Source organism: Ruegeria lacuscaerulensis, assembly GCF_013031245.1.
Classification (GTDB): Bacteria; Pseudomonadota; Alphaproteobacteria; order Rhodobacterales; family Rhodobacteraceae; genus Ruegeria; species Ruegeria lacuscaerulensis_C.
The window spans coordinates 58,372-75,068 of record NZ_WPZL01000014.1 but is presented as its reverse complement, the minus strand read 5'-3'; the positions used below and the strand labels follow the sequence as shown (position 1 = coordinate 75,068).

Genomic DNA, 16,697 nt, shown 5'->3' with positions numbered 1-16,697 from the left:
GTTACCGCTCAGTCAGTTTCAACTCGATCCGGCGGTTCTGCGCGCGTGCCTCCGGCGTGTCTGCGGGATTGACGGGTTGAAACTCGCCAAATCCATTGGCGGCCAGCCGGTTCGGGGGGATACCCAGCGCCTCGACCATATAGCGCACCACCGACAAGGCCCGCCCCTGACTAAGTTCCCAGTTGTCGCGGTACCGACCCGACCCGGCTAGAGGCACATTGTCGGTATGCCCGTCGACCCGGATTACCCAGTTCAGACCTTCAGGAATCTCGGCAGCTACACTGCGCAGGATGTTGGCCACTTTTGCAACTTCCTGCCGCCCGGCCGACGACAGGACGGCCGAACCCGTGTCGAACAGAACTTCCGAAGAAAACACGAACCGGTCCCCTTCGATCCGAACGCCCTCCTGATCGCCCAGCACATCCCGCAACCGGCCAAAGAACTCGGACCGATAGCGTTGCAAATCCTCCGCCTGTGCTGCCAGTTCCTCGTTCCGGCCAGACAGTGCCTCGGCTTCAGCTTCCAGACGGACGCGTTCGGCCTCTTCCAGCAGGCGGCGGCGCCGTTCTTCGGAGGCAGCGCGGGCCAGTGCCGCGTTCAGATCCTGTCCCAGCGTCTGAATGCGAATATCGGCGGCGGCGTTGCGTTCCTCGTAGTCGTCCAGCAATGCCTGTAACCCACCCAGTTGCTCGCGCAGCGCCGCCATCTGCTGGTTCAGCAAAGCGGTTTCACGCTGCGCTTTCTCGGAAATCGCTTTTTCGCCAGAGAGAGTATCGCGCGCCACCGCCAACAGGGCAGCGCGTTCCTCGGCCAGCGACCTTTGAGCCTTCGCCTCAGCCTGAGCCTGCGTCTGAGCGGCCAATGCAGCCTCAAGCTGGGCTTTTAGTTCTTCGGGGTTCAACTCTCCAAACTGGCGTTCCAATTCAGCTTTGGCGGCCTGTGCCGCCGCCAGCAGGGTCAGCGTTTCCTCGGCCTGTTTACGCTGCGCTTCCAACGCAAGCGTCATGGCTGTCAGCTCGGCATCGGCATTCTGCAACCGGTCGCGCAGATTTTCGGCTGCGGCGGCTTCTGCAAGTTTGGCTGCCTCTTCGGCGCTCAGCTGTTCCTCAAGCTCGGTGATGCGGGTAGATTGGGCGGCGTCGCTTTGCTCAAGATCCGCGACGAGAGCCTCCAGCGCTTCGCGTTGGGCGGCGGCCAGCCTCGCGGCCTCGGTCTGCTCATCGACCTCGGCACGGCTTTGCGCAAGGGCCAGATTCAGCGCGTCCTGTTCGCTCAATAACTCTTCCCGCTGCGATTCCAGTGTTTCAATCGCCCCCTGGGCGCGCTCCTGATCCAGCAGTAGGGCCGCAACCTGAGCCTCGAAATCAGTCAGCTGAATCTGCGCCTGAACCAGTTCGGTCTCAACCTGCGTCAACGTCGAGTTCAATACGCCCAGACGCGCCTGCAGCCGGCTGTTCTCCCGCTCTTCCAGACCCAGCGCCCCGGCCAGTGCGGCCACTTCGTCAGAAAGGGCGGTCAGTTCGTCCTCTTGCCCCGAGATGGTTTCGCGCAGCACGAACTGCACCACCATGAAGATGGTCAGAACAAAGGTCAGCACCATCAGCAACCCGGTAATCGCATCCACGAACCCGGGCCAGACCGAGCCCTGGAAACGCTGACCTGTGCGTCGGGACAGAGCCATAAGTTACTCTCCTTCCGGAGCGGTGCGCACGGCGCCTCGGGGCAGTGTCAGGGCCTTGACGAGCAGTTCGATATCCTTGCGAAACTCGCTCATGCTTTCCTGGCGGCCGGCAGAGATTTCTTCGAGGATGCGCAGCAACTGAACGTCCATCGAACGCAGGCGCATCCGGCTTTCGGCATCAATCCCTTCACCCGCGCCATGTTCGCGCATATGATCCAGCAGCGCGTCCTGCCCCAGCGCCACGCGCTCCAAAGCTGCGGTTACATTTTCGTTCCCCGATTGTCTCAGGTTCATCTCACCAATCGAGTCAGCCAACTGGCCGAGCCTCGACGAAACAGCTGCGCGATCCGCCTCCTGCGCCGAAAACAGATCCTGCAAAGCGTTCATCTGTTCGGACATCGCGTCCAGAACGGGGGTCAGCACCGCAAGTTCGGCGCCGCCCTCATCCCCTGCAGCAAAGCCGACACGGGTGATTGAAGACAGCCATTCCTCAAGCTCACGGTAGAACCGATTTTGGCCGTGACCCGCGAAAAGCTCCAGCAAGCCGACAATCAGCGATCCGGCCAGCCCCAACAGCGAGGACCCAAAGGCTACGCCCATGCCCTGCAACTGCGATTCAAGCCCGACCATCAACCGGTTGAAGACGGCCAGCCCCTCTTCACCCTCTTGCGGGTTGAGGCTGCGGATCGTGTCGACAATGGCCGGAACAGTGGTCGCCAGCCCAAAAAACGTACCCAAAAGACCAAGATAAATCAAAACGTTAGTGATATATCGCGTAATCTCGCGCTCTTCCTCGACCCGTTCCGCGACCGAGTCCAGAATTGACCTTGTAGAAGTGGAACTGATCTGTGATCGCGCGCCTCGCTCGCGCAGCAATGAGGCCAGCGGCGCCAGCAATTGCGGCGTACGGGCGTCTTCGCGGACAACGCCACCCACAAACGCTTCGATCCAGCGGACAGATCCGATCAACTGTGTCACCTGAAAAAAACAGGCGAAAACACCGATGACAAAGACCAGAATGATAAAGCCGTTCAGGTACGGGTTGGCCTGAATCACCGGCATCACATATGGCAGGGCCATGAAAACACCCAGCCCCGCCAAGCCAATTGCGACTAACATCATCACAATCTGACGAATGGGATGCGAGAAATGGGGTCTCGCGCCCTGATGTGCCTGCGCCATGCGCGTGGCTCCCGGTTTTTGCCTGCTCTGGAGCGAATCTAGCGAAAATCAGCCGGTGACGCCAAGGGTTTATGCGGTAAGGCTACGCACCCGTTGCGCCAACCACTCAAGATCGGGATCACGCAGGTCAATCTCGGCCAGATGTTCTGCAGTGTTGTACAGGTATTCGGTGTTAGGGCCGCGCCCACCAACGGCATGGGCGATGATCTGAGCCTGTTCTTCCAACGGCAAGCCGCCGCAATATTGCACGTGATCGGCATCAATCACATAGGTCACGGCGTTCACCATCTGGCCACCGTCCAGATGCACATCCAGCATTTTCTCGACATAGGCCGAGGATATCAGCTCGCGTTCCCGCAATTCGTGCAACGTGCGCTCTTCGTGGCCCGCCTCAACCGCAAGGGCCAGACCTTTGCAATCGGCCTCCGCCTGTTCGTCCAGCGCCAGAACCAGCCCGGGATGCTCTTCGGTTCCGCGGTGATGGATCGAGCTCATACAGAACGATCGCGCATAACCGTGCAGCGTGGCCCGTTCGCTACGGGCCACCGGAAAGCCCGGATTCCACAGCAGCGATCCATATCCGAAAACCCACATCGTCATAGCTCTGGTCCTTGCCCGTTTACGCCTATAAACATCAATTCCGAGGCGGGAAAAAGGGCCATCTGTCATGCGCGGTCTGGTACGAGTTATCATTTTTATCGCACTCCTCTGGAGCGCTTATTGGTTCGTTGCCGGTTTTGGACTGCGCAATGCCATCACGTCGTGGTTCGACAAGCAGCAGGATCAGGGCTGGCAAGCTGATTTTTCCGATGCGGAAACTGCGGGCTACCCGTTCCACCACATGACCCGTCTGAACAACCCGGCGCTGGCCGATCCGGTCAACGGCACCGCCTGGAGCGCCGACTGGATCGAATTCCAAAGCCCCGCGATCTGGCCCGGCCGGCAGGTCCTTCGCTTTGCTGATACGCCCCAGCGCCTGTCCTATTTCGACCAGACCTCAACCATACAGGCCAGCGACTTGCAGGCAGAACTGCAACTGCAGCCCGGCGTGGCACTTGTGCTGGAAAAGATGGCTCTGACTGCCGGGCCATGGTCAATCAACGATGATACCGAGGCTCTGGCTGGTGGCGACACGCTCGCCCTTGTGATGGAACAGACATCGATTCCCGAAGCCTATGCAATCAGCGCGCGGATGGATGGCTTCACGCCCGGAGACGATCTGCGCGATCTGATGCGCTCTGCCGCTACATTGCCACAGGCATTTGAAACGTTTGAGCTGGACATGACCGCCACGTTCAACAAGGCTTGGGACCGCTCGGCGCTGGAACAAAGCAGACCGCAACCGGTGAAGATCGATCTGCATCTGGCCGAGATGAAATGGGGCGCGCTGCGATTGTTCGCAGCCGGAGAACTGGATGTGGACGAGAATGGCATCCCGACAGGTGAGATTGCAATAAAAGCTGAAAACTGGAAGGACATGATCTCCATGGCCAATGCGGCCGGCGCCCTACCCGATCAGGCCGTCGATCCGGTAACCCGCGCTCTGAATTTCATGGCCGGGTTGGGCGGCAATCCAAACGCTTTGGATATGCAGCTGAATTTCCGGGATGGCTTTGTCGCTTTGGGCCCCCTGCCCCTGGGACCAGCTCCGCGTCTGATCCTGCGTTAACGGCAGAAAGGACCGCGGCGATGGCGCGCCGTGTCCAGATGAAAATGATCCCGGTGATAGCGGTCTGAATTTGGCCCCAGAACAGTACCAAACGGGCCACACGCGCCGCGCCATACCTTTATCAATTGGCTTTGCGATGGATTCTTGCGCCAGCCGTTCAGAACTGTCACCACCTCTCCATCCGCCAACTTGAAGCCCGAGATATCGATGGCCCGCCCCTTACCGTGTTCGGAAATACGCGCGCCTTTGCGATTGTTGCGGGTTCGGCAGGCGTAGTGCGCGGCGACCTGTAATTCGACCACCGGGCCGCGCCGCTTGAAAGTCGGTTTGACCGTTTTATCGACCCACTCATTCAACGCTATTGCTGTGCCACAATCCATCGTGGACGGGCGGCTTAACACAACCCCCGAAACCGACGTGATCTGAACGGCTTCTTGAATGCCGCACGCTTTGATCTTGCCGGGCACTTTGCCGACGGGCTTGCCCTGGATGTCGATGTCACCGCATACAGACCCTTTGCGCAGTTTGCGTCTTTTGAAAAATGCCTCTTGCTCCAGAGATTTGGGCCGCAAGTAGGGCATCAGGGACGTGTCCGGCCCGAGCAATGGTAAATCCGTCGGGCGGGCGGCCACCGCAAGCACCTGAGGCGAAACCGGGCGCAGTTCGGGACGCATTTTCGCGTCTGGCACTACAGCGGCAAAGGCCAAAATTGGCGCGACTGACGGCCGTGCAACCGGGACTAACGAGCTTTCTGGAGGGGCCGCATGTGTCGATGTGGCGCTGACCGCCACAAGTCCAACCAGCAAACTCCTCCAGCCTCGTATCATGGGTTCGCTTTCCCCCGACCGAAATCGGGCGCATCCGTGTCCTGCCCGGCATCGATGATCCCGCGCCGGATCGCACGTGTTCGGGTAAAATAGTCGAACAGGTGTTCACCGTCACCGGTCCGAATAGCACGCTGAAGAGCAAACAGTTCCTCGGTAAAGCGCCCTAGAATTTCCAGCGTCGCATCCTTGTTGCTCAGAAACACATCCCGCCACATCGTCGGGTCCGAGGCAGCGATGCGAGTGAAGTCCCGGAAACCGGCGGCGGAATATTTGATGACCTCGGTGTCGGTCACGCGGCGCAGATCGTCAGCAACACCTACCATCGTGTAAGCGATCAGGTGAGGGGCATGAGAAGTCACTGCCAGAACCAGATCATGGTGGTCCGCATCGATCTCATCGACATTGGAGCCCATTCCCTCCCACAGCGCGCGCAACCGGGCAATCGCGTCCGAGTCCGATCCTTCAACCGGTACCAACAGACACCAACGGTTGTCGAACAGTTCGGCAAAGCCGGATTCCGGCCCCGAATGCTCGGTCCCGGCCAGCGGGTGCGCAGGGATGAAATGCACGCCCTCAGGGATATGTGGTGAAACGGCCTGAATAACGTGCCGCTTCACCGAGCCCACATCGGTCACAGTCGCACCAGGTTTCAGAGCCGGAGCGATGTCCTGCGCGACTGCCCCCATGGCCCCAACCGGTACGCATAGCACAACCAGATCGGCACCCTCGACCGCCTCCAGCGCGCTGTCGCAAACACGGTCGCACAAGCCGATGCGGCGGGCCGTGTCGCGAGTGGCTTCGGATCGGGCATAGCCGGTGACTTCGCCCGCAAGCCCGGTCCTTTTGATGGCCCAGAACATGGATGAGGCGATCAGACCCAATCCGATCAGCGCCACACGGTCGTATATATGGCTCATGCGGCGCCCCCTTTAAACGCGGTAATTGCCGCAACAACTCGGCGGCAGGCTTCTTCGTCGCCCACGGTGATCCGCAGAGCGTTCGGCAGGTTGTAGCCTGCAACCCGGCGCACGATCAAACCCTGGGTCTTGAGGTAATCATCGCAAGCCTCGGCCTCGGCCTGATCGGCAAAGCGCGCGAGGATGAAGTTGGTGCACGACGGATCCGAGAGCACACCGATTTTGGCGAGCTCCTCGGACAACCACACCCGAAGGCGCGCATTTTCTGCGTGACAGAAGGTCAGATATTCCTCGTCCTTCACCGCCGCCTCGGCAGCCGCCAAAGCGGTCAAAGACAGGTTGAACGGCTGACGCACGCGGTTCAGCACATCAATTATCGCCTGCGAGGCATAGCCCCAGCCAACGCGCATCCCGCCCAGACCGTAAATCTTCGAGAATGTGCGTGTCATGATCACGTTTTCAAACCGGTCAACCAGCGACGCGCCGCCATCGAAACCCGCGACGAACTCGGCATATGCTCCATCAATCACCATCAAGCAGGACTGCGGCAGCCCCTCGGCCAGGCGCACCAGATCCTCGTCAGGGATCATCGTCGAGGTCGGATTGCCCGGATTGGTAACGAACACGATCCGCGTCTGATCGGTGACGGCGGCAAGGATGTTGTCCACATCCACATGACGATCCCTTTCCGGCACCATCACCGGCGTTGCGCCAGCCATACGGGCAATGATCGGGTACATTGAGAACCCGTGCTCGGTATAGAGGACTTCATCGCCTGGCCCGGCATACGCTTGCGCCACGAATTGCAGCACCTCATCGCTGCCGACGCCGCAGATGATCCGCGTCGGGTCCAAGCCGTATCGCTCGCCAATCGCGGCACGCAGGCTGGCGTGGTCAGTACTGGGATAGCGATGCAGGGTGGCCGCACTTTCGCGCACCGCTTCGATCGCCTTGGGGCTGGGACCGAACGGGTTTTCGTTCGAGCTTAGCTTGATCACATGCTCCACCCCGGCCACATGCGACTGGCCGCCCTGATAGAGCGCAATATCCATGATGCCGGGTTGTGGGGTGATCTTGTTCATAAGGGGCTCCGTTGATTGAGCCCCTCATACCCGTCTCAACGCGTTGAGAAAAGCGGCAATTCCCTTACGCCGCTTTGAAGCGGGCCGTCGCCGGGTCTGCGTTGTAGTACGGCACGAATTCTTCGGTCCGGCGGGACAGGTCATTGACGCTGTCGATAATGAACTGAACCGTCTCTTCGCTCATGAGATAGGAAAAGTTCAGCCGCACCCATCCGGGCTTTTTCATCTCTTCGCCAGCCGAGAGCGCCGCATGCAGTTCATCCGATGTCGCCCGATCTATCCCCAGCAGACGATGCGCATAAGGCCCGGCGCAGGCACAGCCGCCGCGCGCCTGAATGCCGTAGATATCGCTGAGCATCCGGGTGAACAGCTGCTGATGCACCGGCTGGCCGGAATTGTCCCGCACAAGGAAGGAATAGATCGGCAGACGATGCGGGTTGTCAGCGCCCAGCAATGACAGGTTCGGATTGTCGCCCCACGCCTGCAGCGCCATGCGGTTATAGAGCGCCTCGCGTTTGGCGATTTCTTCCGTACCGACGACATCCTTGACGATAAAGGCAAGCGCCGCACGGATATCGCCGATCACATTTGGCGTTCCGGCTTCTTCCCGTGTGGCCAAATCTTCGCTGTAGTCGTGCCGCCACGGCGAAACGAAACTTACGGTGCCACCACCGGGCCAGCTGGGGCAAGTGCGGCGCACCGCATTCTGATTGACGATCAGCACACCGGATGCGCCCGGCCCGCCCGGGAATTTATGCGGCGAGACGACGATGGCGTCCTTGCGCGCATCTTCTGGTCCCATATCCATCGGCAGGTACGGCCCGCCGCCGGCATAATCCCAGACAGCCATGGCGCCATGATCCTTGAGCAGCCGGGTGATCGGATCTGGGTCAGTGATGATGCCGGTTACGTTCGACGCGGCCGAAAACGACCCGATGATCAAATCGGACGCGGTGTTCGCGATCAGCGCCTCTTTAAGCGCAGCCAGATCGACCCCGCCATCCGCGGCTTCGGGAATCTCGATTACCTGCGCTTTACTTTCGCGCCAGGGCAGAATGTTCGAATGATGCTCATACGGCCCGATCAAAACGACCGGCCGGTCAGCCGCATCCACACCCAGTAAGCTGACCAGCCGGTTCAGACCCGCCGTGGCACCAGACCCGGTAAAGATCACCGCGTCCTCTCCCTTGGCACCAACTATGCGGGCAATCTCTGCGCGCGCTTCGCGGCGCAGTCTGGTCATGTAAGACCCACAATAGGAGGCTTCGGTGTGGCTGTTGGCATAGAAAGGCAGCACCTGTTCGGTGACAAAATCCTCGACCTGCCGCAGCGCACGACCGGAAGCAACGTAATCCGCATAAACCAGCGGCACGTCCCCTTGCAGACCCGGGATCAGAACATTCTCTCCGATCAGCCCGTCGCGCAGGTTGGAATCGCGAGTGGTGGTTTGAATTTCTGCACGAAATTTGGACAGGGTCATGTGAAAGGCTCCGTATTGCATAATCCAATATGATTGAGAAGCAGCGTGGAATCTTCACCTATCTTTTGATAGATTCCTTAAATTTTGTGTCATATGCTTAGATATGGCCGAAAAATTAGATCAGATTGACAAACGAATCCTGCGAGAGCTGCAAACCGACGCCACGCTGTCTCAGCGCGAGTTGGCGGACAGGGTGGGCCTGTCGCAAAATGCCTGCTGGCGGCGCCTGAAGGCATTGAACGAAAACGGCGTCATAACCGGTTCTACCGCGCGGATCGCGCGCGAGAAGCTGGGACTGAGCCTGGTGGTTTTTGTCATGTTGCGTACCCGGCACCACTCGGCCGAGTGGCTGCAGGCCTTCCGCAGCCATGTGCTGACCATCCCCGAAGTGGTGGATTTCCACCGCATCGGCGGCGACTATGACTATCAATTGAAGGTCGTGACCGAGGACATGGCGTCTTATGACAAGGTCTACCAGCGCCTGATCGAGAAAGTCGAACTGGACAGCGTAACCTCGTATTTCGCAATGGAGGCGATCGCCGAGGGGCGACCTCTGCCGATTTAAGCCAGAGGTGTGATGCGCAGCTCGTCAGCGAGAAGCTAAAAATACTCATCGTACGTGCTTTGGGAAACGTATCCGAAATGCACGTACTGCAACTTCATCATGAGCTTTCAATTCCTCACTCAGCGCTAGCGTGCCAGTGGAGTAGCCCAGCAGGTAATTGCCAATCACCCATGCGCAACCTTCCGGCTGCTAATAGGCCCGTGGCATTGAAGATTTCTTCCAGTTCACTCGCTGGGATATGCACTTTTGGTTTCCCTGGCCCAACCACTAAAAGCGGAGCGCAGAGAATTTCTAGAACAGTTGCAAATCCTTCGCGCCGCTTTGGATTTCAGCGAAGTTCGGCATGTTCTGGATCGCCACAGGTGCCGGTGCCGCACCCGGCATTGCCACTGTCGGTTTCATCGCCGCCGCCATGCCAAAGGTTGGTTGCTCCAACTCCCCACGGATATCGCGCAGAAGCGTTTTGTGATCCGGCATCGCTTTGATTATCTGCGCTAGGTCCGCTTTCGCGCGCTTCATACCCTGGAACCAAATCGGTTTCTTCAACGGTCGCAGACGATCGCGGATGCCAGCGCCATAGCCCGTATCATATGCCTGTTTGCCCAAAAGAACCGTCTGATATACGCGACTGTCAAAAAGCGTGGCAAACTCAATATCGTGGTCCATCGGCAGGCGATGCTGCCACAACTCCAGGTTCTCGGCCAACCGGTCCGGCAACTTCATCTCGGTGCGCGCGTCGATCCAATATTGGTCATCCGTGCGATTTCCCAATCGATAATGCAGACAGATGAATTCCAGAACCTCGTTATAGAGCTTGTCCATCTGCCGGTTATATCTGGCCCGCAATGACGGCTCGATGTCGCGCGTGGGCAGGTGCTCCGCGAACCAGCGCACCGCGTGATCAATCATATGGATCGCGGTGCTTTCCAACGGCTCAATAAACCCGCCTGACAGACCGATCGCCACACAATTCTTGACCCAGGCATTGCGCACGCGCCCGACGCGCATCGGGATCACGCGCGGCGTCGCGCCCTTGCCGCTGTCACCCAGCCATTCGAGGTATTCATCTGCCGCCTGATCATCCGTCCGATGCGCGGATGAGTACACATAACCCGTGCCCACGCGGTTGTAGAGAGGCACCCGCCATGTCCAACCCGCGCCAAGTGCGGTGGACCGCGTGAGGCTCTCGATCTTCTCCGGATCGGGATGCTCGACCTGCAACGCCATGGCGCGATCATTGGGCAGGTAGTCCGAATAATCCATAAACGGCTCGCCAAGTGCCTGATTGATGATCAATCCGCGGAACCCGGTGCAATCTATAACCATTTCGATGTCATGGCGGCCCGAACGCTCCAGCTTCAAATGGCTGACATTGCCCTGTTCATCCAGCTCAACCGCCTGAACTTCATCCTGGATATGCTCTACGCCGCGCTTCGTGCAGACCTTGGTGAGCATTCCCGCAAATTTCACAGCATCCAGATGATACGCGTAGCCAAAGCGCTGTTCAAATTCGGGCTGGCCCAACTGCCGCGCGCCCTTGCACAGGCGGCCCAGATGATCGTGCGGCGAGATGGACTGTGTAAAGTCCCGATCCCCATTGCCAAAGCGCAAGAAATACTCGGCGGTTTCCAGCCCCTCCAACATCTGGCCATGGGCAAAGGGGTTCACGTAATCGATGCGATTGCCCTTGGGGTCCTTATTCCAGTTGCAAAACTTCACACCCAGTTTGAACGACGCGTTGGTCTCGCGGAAAAAATTCCGCTCTGAAATGCCCGCCTGGCGGAGCGTAACCGGCATGCGCGGCACGGTAGCCTCACCTACACCCACTGTGGAGATATTGGGACTCTCGATCAGGCAGATGTGCGGGCGATCCTTGGGCGCCGAAGTGCGGGAAAACACCATGTCCAGGATCAGCGCGGTCATCCAACCTGCCGTGCCGCCACCCACGATAGTGATTTTGCGCAATCGATTGTTCATGTTTTTCTGTCCCTGTTGGTTTTGGGGTATATATAGCTGCTTCCCCTTTTTGGTTTTGAGGATTGTATTACAGCTTTCCCTTTTGGCTTTAGGAAAAACATAGCAGCTTTCCTGCATTCAGCTAGGGCCTATGACGCCGTGACCTGTATGCAATTCCGCCCATCCGGCCCCGAGTCTTACCAAGACAGGCCTTCCGCCCCCGGCTCCACACAAAAAGCCTCTTCGAAATGGAAATGCTGCGATGTCGCCCGAAATTTTAACGCCTTGAGTGGGCCAATCAGGCGGGCCGCGAGATAAATCGACCCTTGCGCCAGCAAGAGCCCGCGCTTTCGGCCATGGATTCCCATCGCTGTGTTCGAAGAAAAAATCGAACGGGTTTTAGTTGATATGCAACGGACTATATTTTTGGATTTCCAGTCGAAGTTGCATGAAACGCTAACGATTGCGCTTTTGGTAAAAAAAGGCCCCCGCATCGGGAGCCTTTTTAGATGCTTAACAGTATTTCACTGCAAGCTAATTAGTTCTTCGCGTAGAATTCGACGACCAGGTTCGGTTCCATCATGACCGGGTAAGGCACATCGCCCAGGCCCGGTGCGCGCACGAAGGTCGCGGTCATTTTCGAGTGGTCGGCATCGATGTAGTCAGGAACATCGCGCTCTGCCAGGGCGACGGCTTCCAGAACAACAGCCAATTGCTTGGACTTGTCACGCACTTCGATCACGTCGCCTTCTTTGACGCGGTAGGACGGGATGTTCACCCGCTTGCCGTTCACTTTGACGTGGCCGTGGTTCACGAACTGACGTGCAGCGAATACGGTCGGCACGAACTTGGCGCGGTAGACGACGGCGTCCAGGCGGCGCTCCAGCAGGCCGATCAGGTTTTCACCGGTGTCGCCTTTGACACGCTCGGCTTCGGCGTAGATGCGGCGGAACTGCTTCTCGGTCAGGTCACCGTAGTAGCCCTTCAGCTTCTGCTTTGCGCGCAGCTGCAGACCGAAGTCCGACAGTTTGCCCTTGCGGCGCTGACCGTGCTGGCCGGGGCCGTATTCACGGCGGTTGATCGGGGATTTCGGACGACCCCAGATGTTTTCGCCCATCCGGCGGTCGATTTTGTACTTGGCAGACGTGCGTTTGGTCACGGCTGATCTCCTTCTTAAGGTCGAGGCCCGTTCAGGCCACTATGAAGGGCGTTGTCCTCTTGAGGTTTCCCCCATGACAGGCATCCCCTTACGGGGGCCACCAACACCAATGAAGCCGCGCTTATATCCGTAGAAAGCGCAGAGTCAACATGCCTTTTCGTACAGCTTGGGATACTTTGCGGATTAGGAGGGCACCCGGCCCGGTCGACTAATCAGTCACCTCTGCGACCGGCATAGGCCACCGATCGGCGCTCCGGAGAAGCCAACCTGTTATCCATCCGGGGTTTGGGCGGAAATACAATAACTGTGTCGTCTGTCTGAGCTGCTTCGCCGCTTTGAAGTTCAGTTTCGGTAAATGCGCTGATCCAGAACTCCTGGTCCCGCGCAGGGCATTCATTCTCAAATACCAGTAACGGGCCCGATTCGCCTGCGCCTGAAATCAACGTCGCTGTAAATTGCTGCGCCCCATTGGTCAGAACAAGAAGGCCGCTCGCCGCATCCGATACATCCGGAAACGGAGAGGAGGAACTCAACATCCTCGTGGCGTGACCCGGTGCACCACCGTTTCTTTGCTGACTCTGATCGGCTGAATCAACCAGGAAACGTGCTTGTCCGCGCCATGCCCAGGCGGCGCCGACACTAAGGTAAGACAAAGGCGCTACCTCTAGTCCGTCAATTTCCGTTTGATCCCATCGAATGGCTATACGACCGTTTTCTCCGGCTCTCATTGTACCCGCCCGTACCTTTCAACATATCACTGCTCACATCGCCACCCTTATCAGTGTAAATTTTGGCGGAAAAGAGACGTTAATGCAGCATTAACGAAATTGTTGCTTTAGAGAATCATTTTTCAGCCAGGCGTGAGGCGGTTTCGCTGAACCACCGGCTTTTCGATGATCGTGGCAATTAACCTCGTCGACCTTCTCGCAGATGGCAAACACTTTAATTGCCCCGAGAGTTAGAAAGAGGCGCACCTCTGCTCTGCTGGTCAGGCGAAAAACTGTACTAAGAAATGTCGCCCAGACCAATTAACACCGACCCTGATCCACTGTTCTGACAGAGTGGGTTCAACAAAGCCGACGAAACCTACCCGCAACAGCTATGCCCTAACTGAACTGGGGGGCAAGGGACTGTTGCATAGGAGCAATAGACACAGCAATCGCCTTCAAGCGGCCTCAAAACAACCGCACACGACTTGCATTCGTAATACCACTGGCAGGCGTCTGTTGGCATTGTCTCAACCTCGACGTGACCGCATTCGGGGCACGTCAATTTGCTTTCAAGCACCGCAGTTTGTTTTGTCATTCTCACATCCGCACGGTTATGTAGTTTTTGATCCTGGCTCCAATGAACACGATAACCCATGCAATCCGGTCATTGCAGAACTTCCGGCATGCTTCCACTTCAGTCACGAAATCGACCCGTGTCGGAATCTGTCGTCCTGGTGGACCAAAAGCCGTCAAGCACGAACAATCTTATTCGACCACTTGGATGGGGCTCATCAATAAAACACAACCAGCGGCCGGTCGTTGCAGGCGCAACTCGAAAAAACTTCTGAGAAAAATATCCAGCGCCGACGGCATCGGGAGAAACTACCAAAGTAAAGGATACACGCCAATTCCCTCTGGTACGGTCGGAAAATGCGGAAAGCGCCCGTTCTACAATTCAGACGCCTTCCAAATGCTAAGAAAACAAGGTGTGTTCAATGCTTGGGCAGCAATAACCTTGTTTATGGGTGCCAAAACCGCCGAAATGGGTTCGTATTGTCTGGCGGTTCACAAAATAGAAAAACTCTCTTACCTATCCGCACTTGGAATGCCCGCAACTGCGGCAGGTCATACATCCTTCGATCATCACCATATCAAACTGCCCGCAAGACGGGCACGCCTTGCCACGCGGGGCATCCATGTTGACGACTTGCGCCTGAGGATCCGACTTCAGCCCCATGCCTTCGCCTTCCAGGAAGCCGATATTGATCAGGTGTTGTTCGATCACGCCACCAATCGCGGCCAGGATCGACGGGATGTACTTGCCCTTGACCCAAGCACCGCCGCGTGGGTCGAACACAGCCTTCAACTCTTCGACCACAAAGGAAACATCTCCGCCCCGCCGAAACACGGCCGAGATCATCCGGGTCAGCGCCAGCGTCCATGCGTAGTGCTCCATGTTCTTCGAGTTGATGAACACCTCGAATGGGCGGCGGCGGCCTCCGATCACGATGTCGTTGATGGTCAGATAGATCGCGTGCTCGCTGTCGGGCCACTTCAGCTTATAGGTCGAACCCTCCAGCGATTGCGGGCGATCCAGTGGCTCCGACATATAGACGACCTCGCCACCATCAACCTCATGCGGAGCATTGGCGCTTTCGCCCGGCGCTTTGTCGTCGCTTTCCGAAACGGTCAGGACCGAACCCGTCACATCATTGGGGCGGTAGGTCGTGCAGCCCTTACAACCCTGATCCCAGGCCTGCATGTAGACGTCCTTGAACGCGTCAAAGCTGATGTCTTCCGGGCAGTTGATGGTTTTCGAGATTGAACTGTCGATCCATTTCTGCGCTGCCGCCTGCATTTTGACGTGATCGGACGGGGAAAGCGTCTGTGCGTTGACAAAGTAATCCGGCAACTCCTTGTCACCGAATTGGTCGCGCCACATCTGCACTGCGTAGTCGACTACTTCTTCTTCAGTGCGCGACCCGTCTTTCTGCAGCACCTTACGGGTATAGGCATAGGCAAATACCGGCTCGATTCCCGAAGACACATTGCCCGCGTACAGAGAAATCGTCCCCGTCGGAGCAATCGATGTCAGCAACGCGTTGCGGATACCATGCTCACGGATCGCATCGCGCACATCCTCGTCCATCTGCTGCATTGTGCCACTGGCCAGGTATTTCTCGGCATCAAACAAAGGGAATGCCCCTTTTTCCTTCGCCAAGTCGACCGACGCCAGATACGCGGCGCGGGCGATCGCGTGCAGCCAGCGTTCGGTTTGACGCGCCGCCTCGTCGGAGCCATAGCGCAGCCCCAGCATCAGCAGAGCATCGGCCAGACCCGTCACGCCCAGCCCGATACGGCGCTTGGCCTGCGCCTCGGCGGCTTGTTCGGGCAGCGGGAACTTCGACGCGTCCACCACGTTGTCCATCATCCGAACGGCGGTCGCGACCAGTTCCTGCATCGCTGCTTCGTCCAGATGCGCGCTCTTTTTGAACGGCTCGGCCACCAGACGCGCCATGTTGATCGAGCCCAGCAGGCACGCCCCGTAGGGCGGCAAAGGCTGCTCACCGCAGGGGTTTGTCGCCGCGATGGTTTCGACATAGCTGAGGTTGTTGGCCTGATTGATGCGGTCGATGAAGATCACGCCGGGTTCGGCATAATCATAAGTCGCCTGCATGATCTTGTTCCACAGGTCGCGGGCCTGAACGGTGTGATAAACCTTGTCTCCGAACACCAGTTCCCACGGGCCATCTGCCTTTACGGCCTCCATAAAGGCATCCGTTACCAGCACGGACATGTTGAACATGCGCAGGCGGGCCGGATCGGATTTGGCGGTGATGAACTGTTCGATATCCGGGTGGTCGCAGCGCATTGTCGCCATCATCGCGCCGCGGCGAGATCCGGCGGACATGATGGTGCGGCACATGGCGTCCCACACATCCATGAACGATAACGGTCCAGAGGCATCTGCCGCCACGCCATGCACATCCGCTCCGCGTGGGCGGATGGTCGAGAAATCGTAGCCAATCCCCCCACCCTGCTGCATGGTCAGCGCGGCCTCCTTCAGCATGTCGAAGATTCCGCCCATGCTGTCGGGCACCGTGCCCATTACAAAACAGTTGAACAAGGTTACCTGCCGCGCGGTGCCCGCGCCCGCCGTGATGCGACCGGCAGGCAGGTATTTGAAATCCTCCAGCGCCTCGAAGAACTTCTCTTCCCAATGCGCGGGGTCTTTCTCCACCCGTGCCAGATCGCGGGCGATGCGCCGCCAGCTATCTTCGACCGTCTGGTCAATGGGGGTGCCATCCGCTTTCTTTAAGCGGTACTTCATGTCCCAGATCTGCTCGGCGATGGGGGCGGCAAAGCGGCTCATTGGTGATTCCCTGTATTGAAAGAGGTATCCAGACTATCCTAAATCATACCTCCACCACAACACCTTGATGACGGCGCTTGGTGAGCTACAATATAA

General features: G+C 58.1%; 14 protein-coding genes. 2 read left to right on the top strand and 12 right to left on the bottom strand.

Annotated features, from left to right (window positions below):
• Position 1: 1 nt before the first annotated feature.
• From GOX66_RS15965 to GOX66_RS15955, 3 genes are all read right to left on the bottom strand, one after another.
• A complete protein-coding gene (locus GOX66_RS15965) occupies positions 2-1,681 on the bottom strand; it encodes a peptidoglycan -binding protein (protein ID WP_170763734.1) in 1,680 nt (559 codons plus the stop codon).
• A gap of 3 nt (positions 1,682-1,684) precedes the next feature.
• Complete coding sequence (locus tag GOX66_RS15960) at positions 1,685-2,863, bottom strand: biopolymer transporter ExbB (protein WP_170763733.1); 1,179 nt, start codon at positions 2,861-2,863, stop codon at positions 1,685-1,687.
• A 69-nt stretch (positions 2,864-2,932) separates the two neighbouring features.
• Complete coding sequence (locus tag GOX66_RS15955) at positions 2,933-3,463, bottom strand: gamma-glutamylcyclotransferase (protein WP_170763732.1); 531 nt, start codon at positions 3,461-3,463, stop codon at positions 2,933-2,935.
• A 67-nt stretch (positions 3,464-3,530) separates the two neighbouring features.
• Here GOX66_RS15955 and GOX66_RS15950 point away from each other — a divergent pair, with 67 nt between their 5' ends.
• The gene (locus GOX66_RS15950) at positions 3,531-4,532 is read left to right on the top strand and encodes a DUF2125 domain-containing protein (RefSeq protein ID WP_170763731.1); all 1,002 of its coding nucleotides are present in this window, start codon (positions 3,531-3,533) and stop codon (positions 4,530-4,532) included.
• On the opposite strand, the gene GOX66_RS15945 is transcribed toward GOX66_RS15950, so the two are convergent.
• From GOX66_RS15945 to GOX66_RS15930, 4 genes are all read right to left on the bottom strand, one after another.
• On the bottom strand, positions 4,529-5,359 hold the full coding sequence (locus GOX66_RS15945; RefSeq protein WP_170763730.1) for an extensin-like domain-containing protein: 831 nt from the start codon (positions 5,357-5,359) through the stop codon (positions 4,529-4,531). The genes GOX66_RS15950 and GOX66_RS15945 overlap by 4 nt on opposite strands.
• On the bottom strand, positions 5,356-6,276 hold the full coding sequence (locus GOX66_RS15940; RefSeq protein WP_170763729.1) for a prephenate/arogenate dehydrogenase family protein: 921 nt from the start codon (positions 6,274-6,276) through the stop codon (positions 5,356-5,358). The genes GOX66_RS15945 and GOX66_RS15940 overlap by 4 nt, the downstream gene beginning before the upstream one ends.
• Positions 6,273-7,358, bottom strand: coding sequence for a histidinol-phosphate transaminase (gene hisC / locus GOX66_RS15935; RefSeq protein WP_170763728.1), 1,086 nt, complete (start codon positions 7,356-7,358; stop codon positions 6,273-6,275). The genes GOX66_RS15940 and hisC overlap by 4 nt, the downstream gene beginning before the upstream one ends.
• Before the next feature lie 64 nt (positions 7,359-7,422).
• Positions 7,423-8,838 carry an aminotransferase class V-fold PLP-dependent enzyme gene (locus GOX66_RS15930; protein ID WP_170763727.1) on the bottom strand — a complete coding sequence of 472 codons (1,416 nt, stop codon included), beginning with the start codon at positions 8,836-8,838 and terminating at the stop codon, positions 7,423-7,425.
• A 103-nt stretch (positions 8,839-8,941) separates the two neighbouring features.
• On the opposite strand from GOX66_RS15930, the gene GOX66_RS15925 reads away from it, so the two are divergent.
• A complete protein-coding gene (locus GOX66_RS15925) occupies positions 8,942-9,403 on the top strand; it encodes an Lrp/AsnC family transcriptional regulator (RefSeq protein ID WP_170763726.1) in 462 nt (153 codons plus the stop codon).
• A 291-nt stretch (positions 9,404-9,694) separates the two neighbouring features.
• Here GOX66_RS15925 and GOX66_RS15920 read toward each other — a convergent pair whose 3' ends face one another.
• The 5 genes from GOX66_RS15920 to GOX66_RS15905 all read right to left on the bottom strand — a co-directional run bounded on the left by GOX66_RS15920 (position 9,695) and on the right by GOX66_RS15905 (position 16,601).
• Entirely contained in the window at positions 9,695-11,380 is a 1,686-nt protein-coding gene (locus GOX66_RS15920) for a tryptophan halogenase family protein (protein ID WP_170763725.1), read from the bottom strand.
• A gap of 517 nt (positions 11,381-11,897) precedes the next feature.
• Positions 11,898-12,518, bottom strand: a complete 621-nt coding sequence (rpsD, locus tag GOX66_RS15915; protein ID WP_170763724.1) for a 30S ribosomal protein S4 — start codon at positions 12,516-12,518, stop codon at positions 11,898-11,900.
• Positions 12,519-12,730: 212 nt separating this feature from the next.
• Positions 12,731-13,054 (bottom strand): hypothetical protein, encoded by a 324-nt coding sequence (locus GOX66_RS15910; RefSeq protein WP_170763723.1) that lies wholly within the window; start codon positions 13,052-13,054, stop codon positions 12,731-12,733.
• Positions 13,055-13,604: 550 nt separating this feature from the next.
• Positions 13,605-13,823 carry a GDCCVxC domain-containing (seleno)protein gene (locus GOX66_RS25845; RefSeq protein ID WP_237212634.1) on the bottom strand — a complete coding sequence of 73 codons (219 nt, stop codon included), beginning with the start codon at positions 13,821-13,823 and terminating at the stop codon, positions 13,605-13,607.
• Positions 13,824-14,318: 495 nt separating this feature from the next.
• Positions 14,319-16,601 (bottom strand): adenosylcobalamin-dependent ribonucleoside-diphosphate reductase, encoded by a 2,283-nt coding sequence (locus GOX66_RS15905; RefSeq protein ID WP_170763722.1) that lies wholly within the window; start codon positions 16,599-16,601, stop codon positions 14,319-14,321.
• Positions 16,602-16,697: the final 96 nt, after the last annotated feature.

Excerpts from the sequence above, each read along its gene's own strand:
- GOX66_RS15965 (WP_170763734.1), bottom strand. The coding sequence starts at position 1,681 with ATGGCTCTGTCCCGACGCACAGGTCAGCGTTTCCAGGGCTCGGTCTGG.
- GOX66_RS15960 (WP_170763733.1), bottom strand. The coding sequence starts at position 2,863 with ATGGCGCAGGCACATCAGGGCGCGAGACCCCATTTCTCGCATCCCATT.
- GOX66_RS15955 (WP_170763732.1), bottom strand. The coding sequence starts at position 3,463 with ATGACGATGTGGGTTTTCGGATATGGATCGCTGCTGTGGAATCCGGGC.
- GOX66_RS15950 (WP_170763731.1), top strand. The coding sequence starts at position 3,531 with ATGCGCGGTCTGGTACGAGTTATCATTTTTATCGCACTCCTCTGGAGC.
- GOX66_RS15945 (WP_170763730.1), bottom strand. The coding sequence starts at position 5,359 with ATGATACGAGGCTGGAGGAGTTTGCTGGTTGGACTTGTGGCGGTCAGC.
- GOX66_RS15940 (WP_170763729.1), bottom strand. The coding sequence starts at position 6,276 with ATGAGCCATATATACGACCGTGTGGCGCTGATCGGATTGGGTCTGATC.
- hisC (WP_170763728.1), bottom strand. The coding sequence starts at position 7,358 with ATGAACAAGATCACCCCACAACCCGGCATCATGGATATTGCGCTCTAT.
- GOX66_RS15930 (WP_170763727.1), bottom strand. The coding sequence starts at position 8,838 with ATGACCCTGTCCAAATTTCGTGCAGAAATTCAAACCACCACTCGCGAT.
- GOX66_RS15925 (WP_170763726.1), top strand. The coding sequence starts at position 8,942 with ATGGCCGAAAAATTAGATCAGATTGACAAACGAATCCTGCGAGAGCTG.
- GOX66_RS15920 (WP_170763725.1), bottom strand. The coding sequence starts at position 11,380 with ATGAACAATCGATTGCGCAAAATCACTATCGTGGGTGGCGGCACGGCA.
- GOX66_RS15910 (WP_170763723.1), bottom strand. The coding sequence starts at position 13,054 with ATGTTGAGTTCCTCCTCTCCGTTTCCGGATGTATCGGATGCGGCGAGC.
- GOX66_RS25845 (WP_237212634.1), bottom strand. The coding sequence starts at position 13,823 with ATGACAAAACAAACTGCGGTGCTTGAAAGCAAATTGACGTGCCCCGAA.
- GOX66_RS15905 (WP_170763722.1), bottom strand. The coding sequence starts at position 16,601 with ATGAGCCGCTTTGCCGCCCCCATCGCCGAGCAGATCTGGGACATGAAG.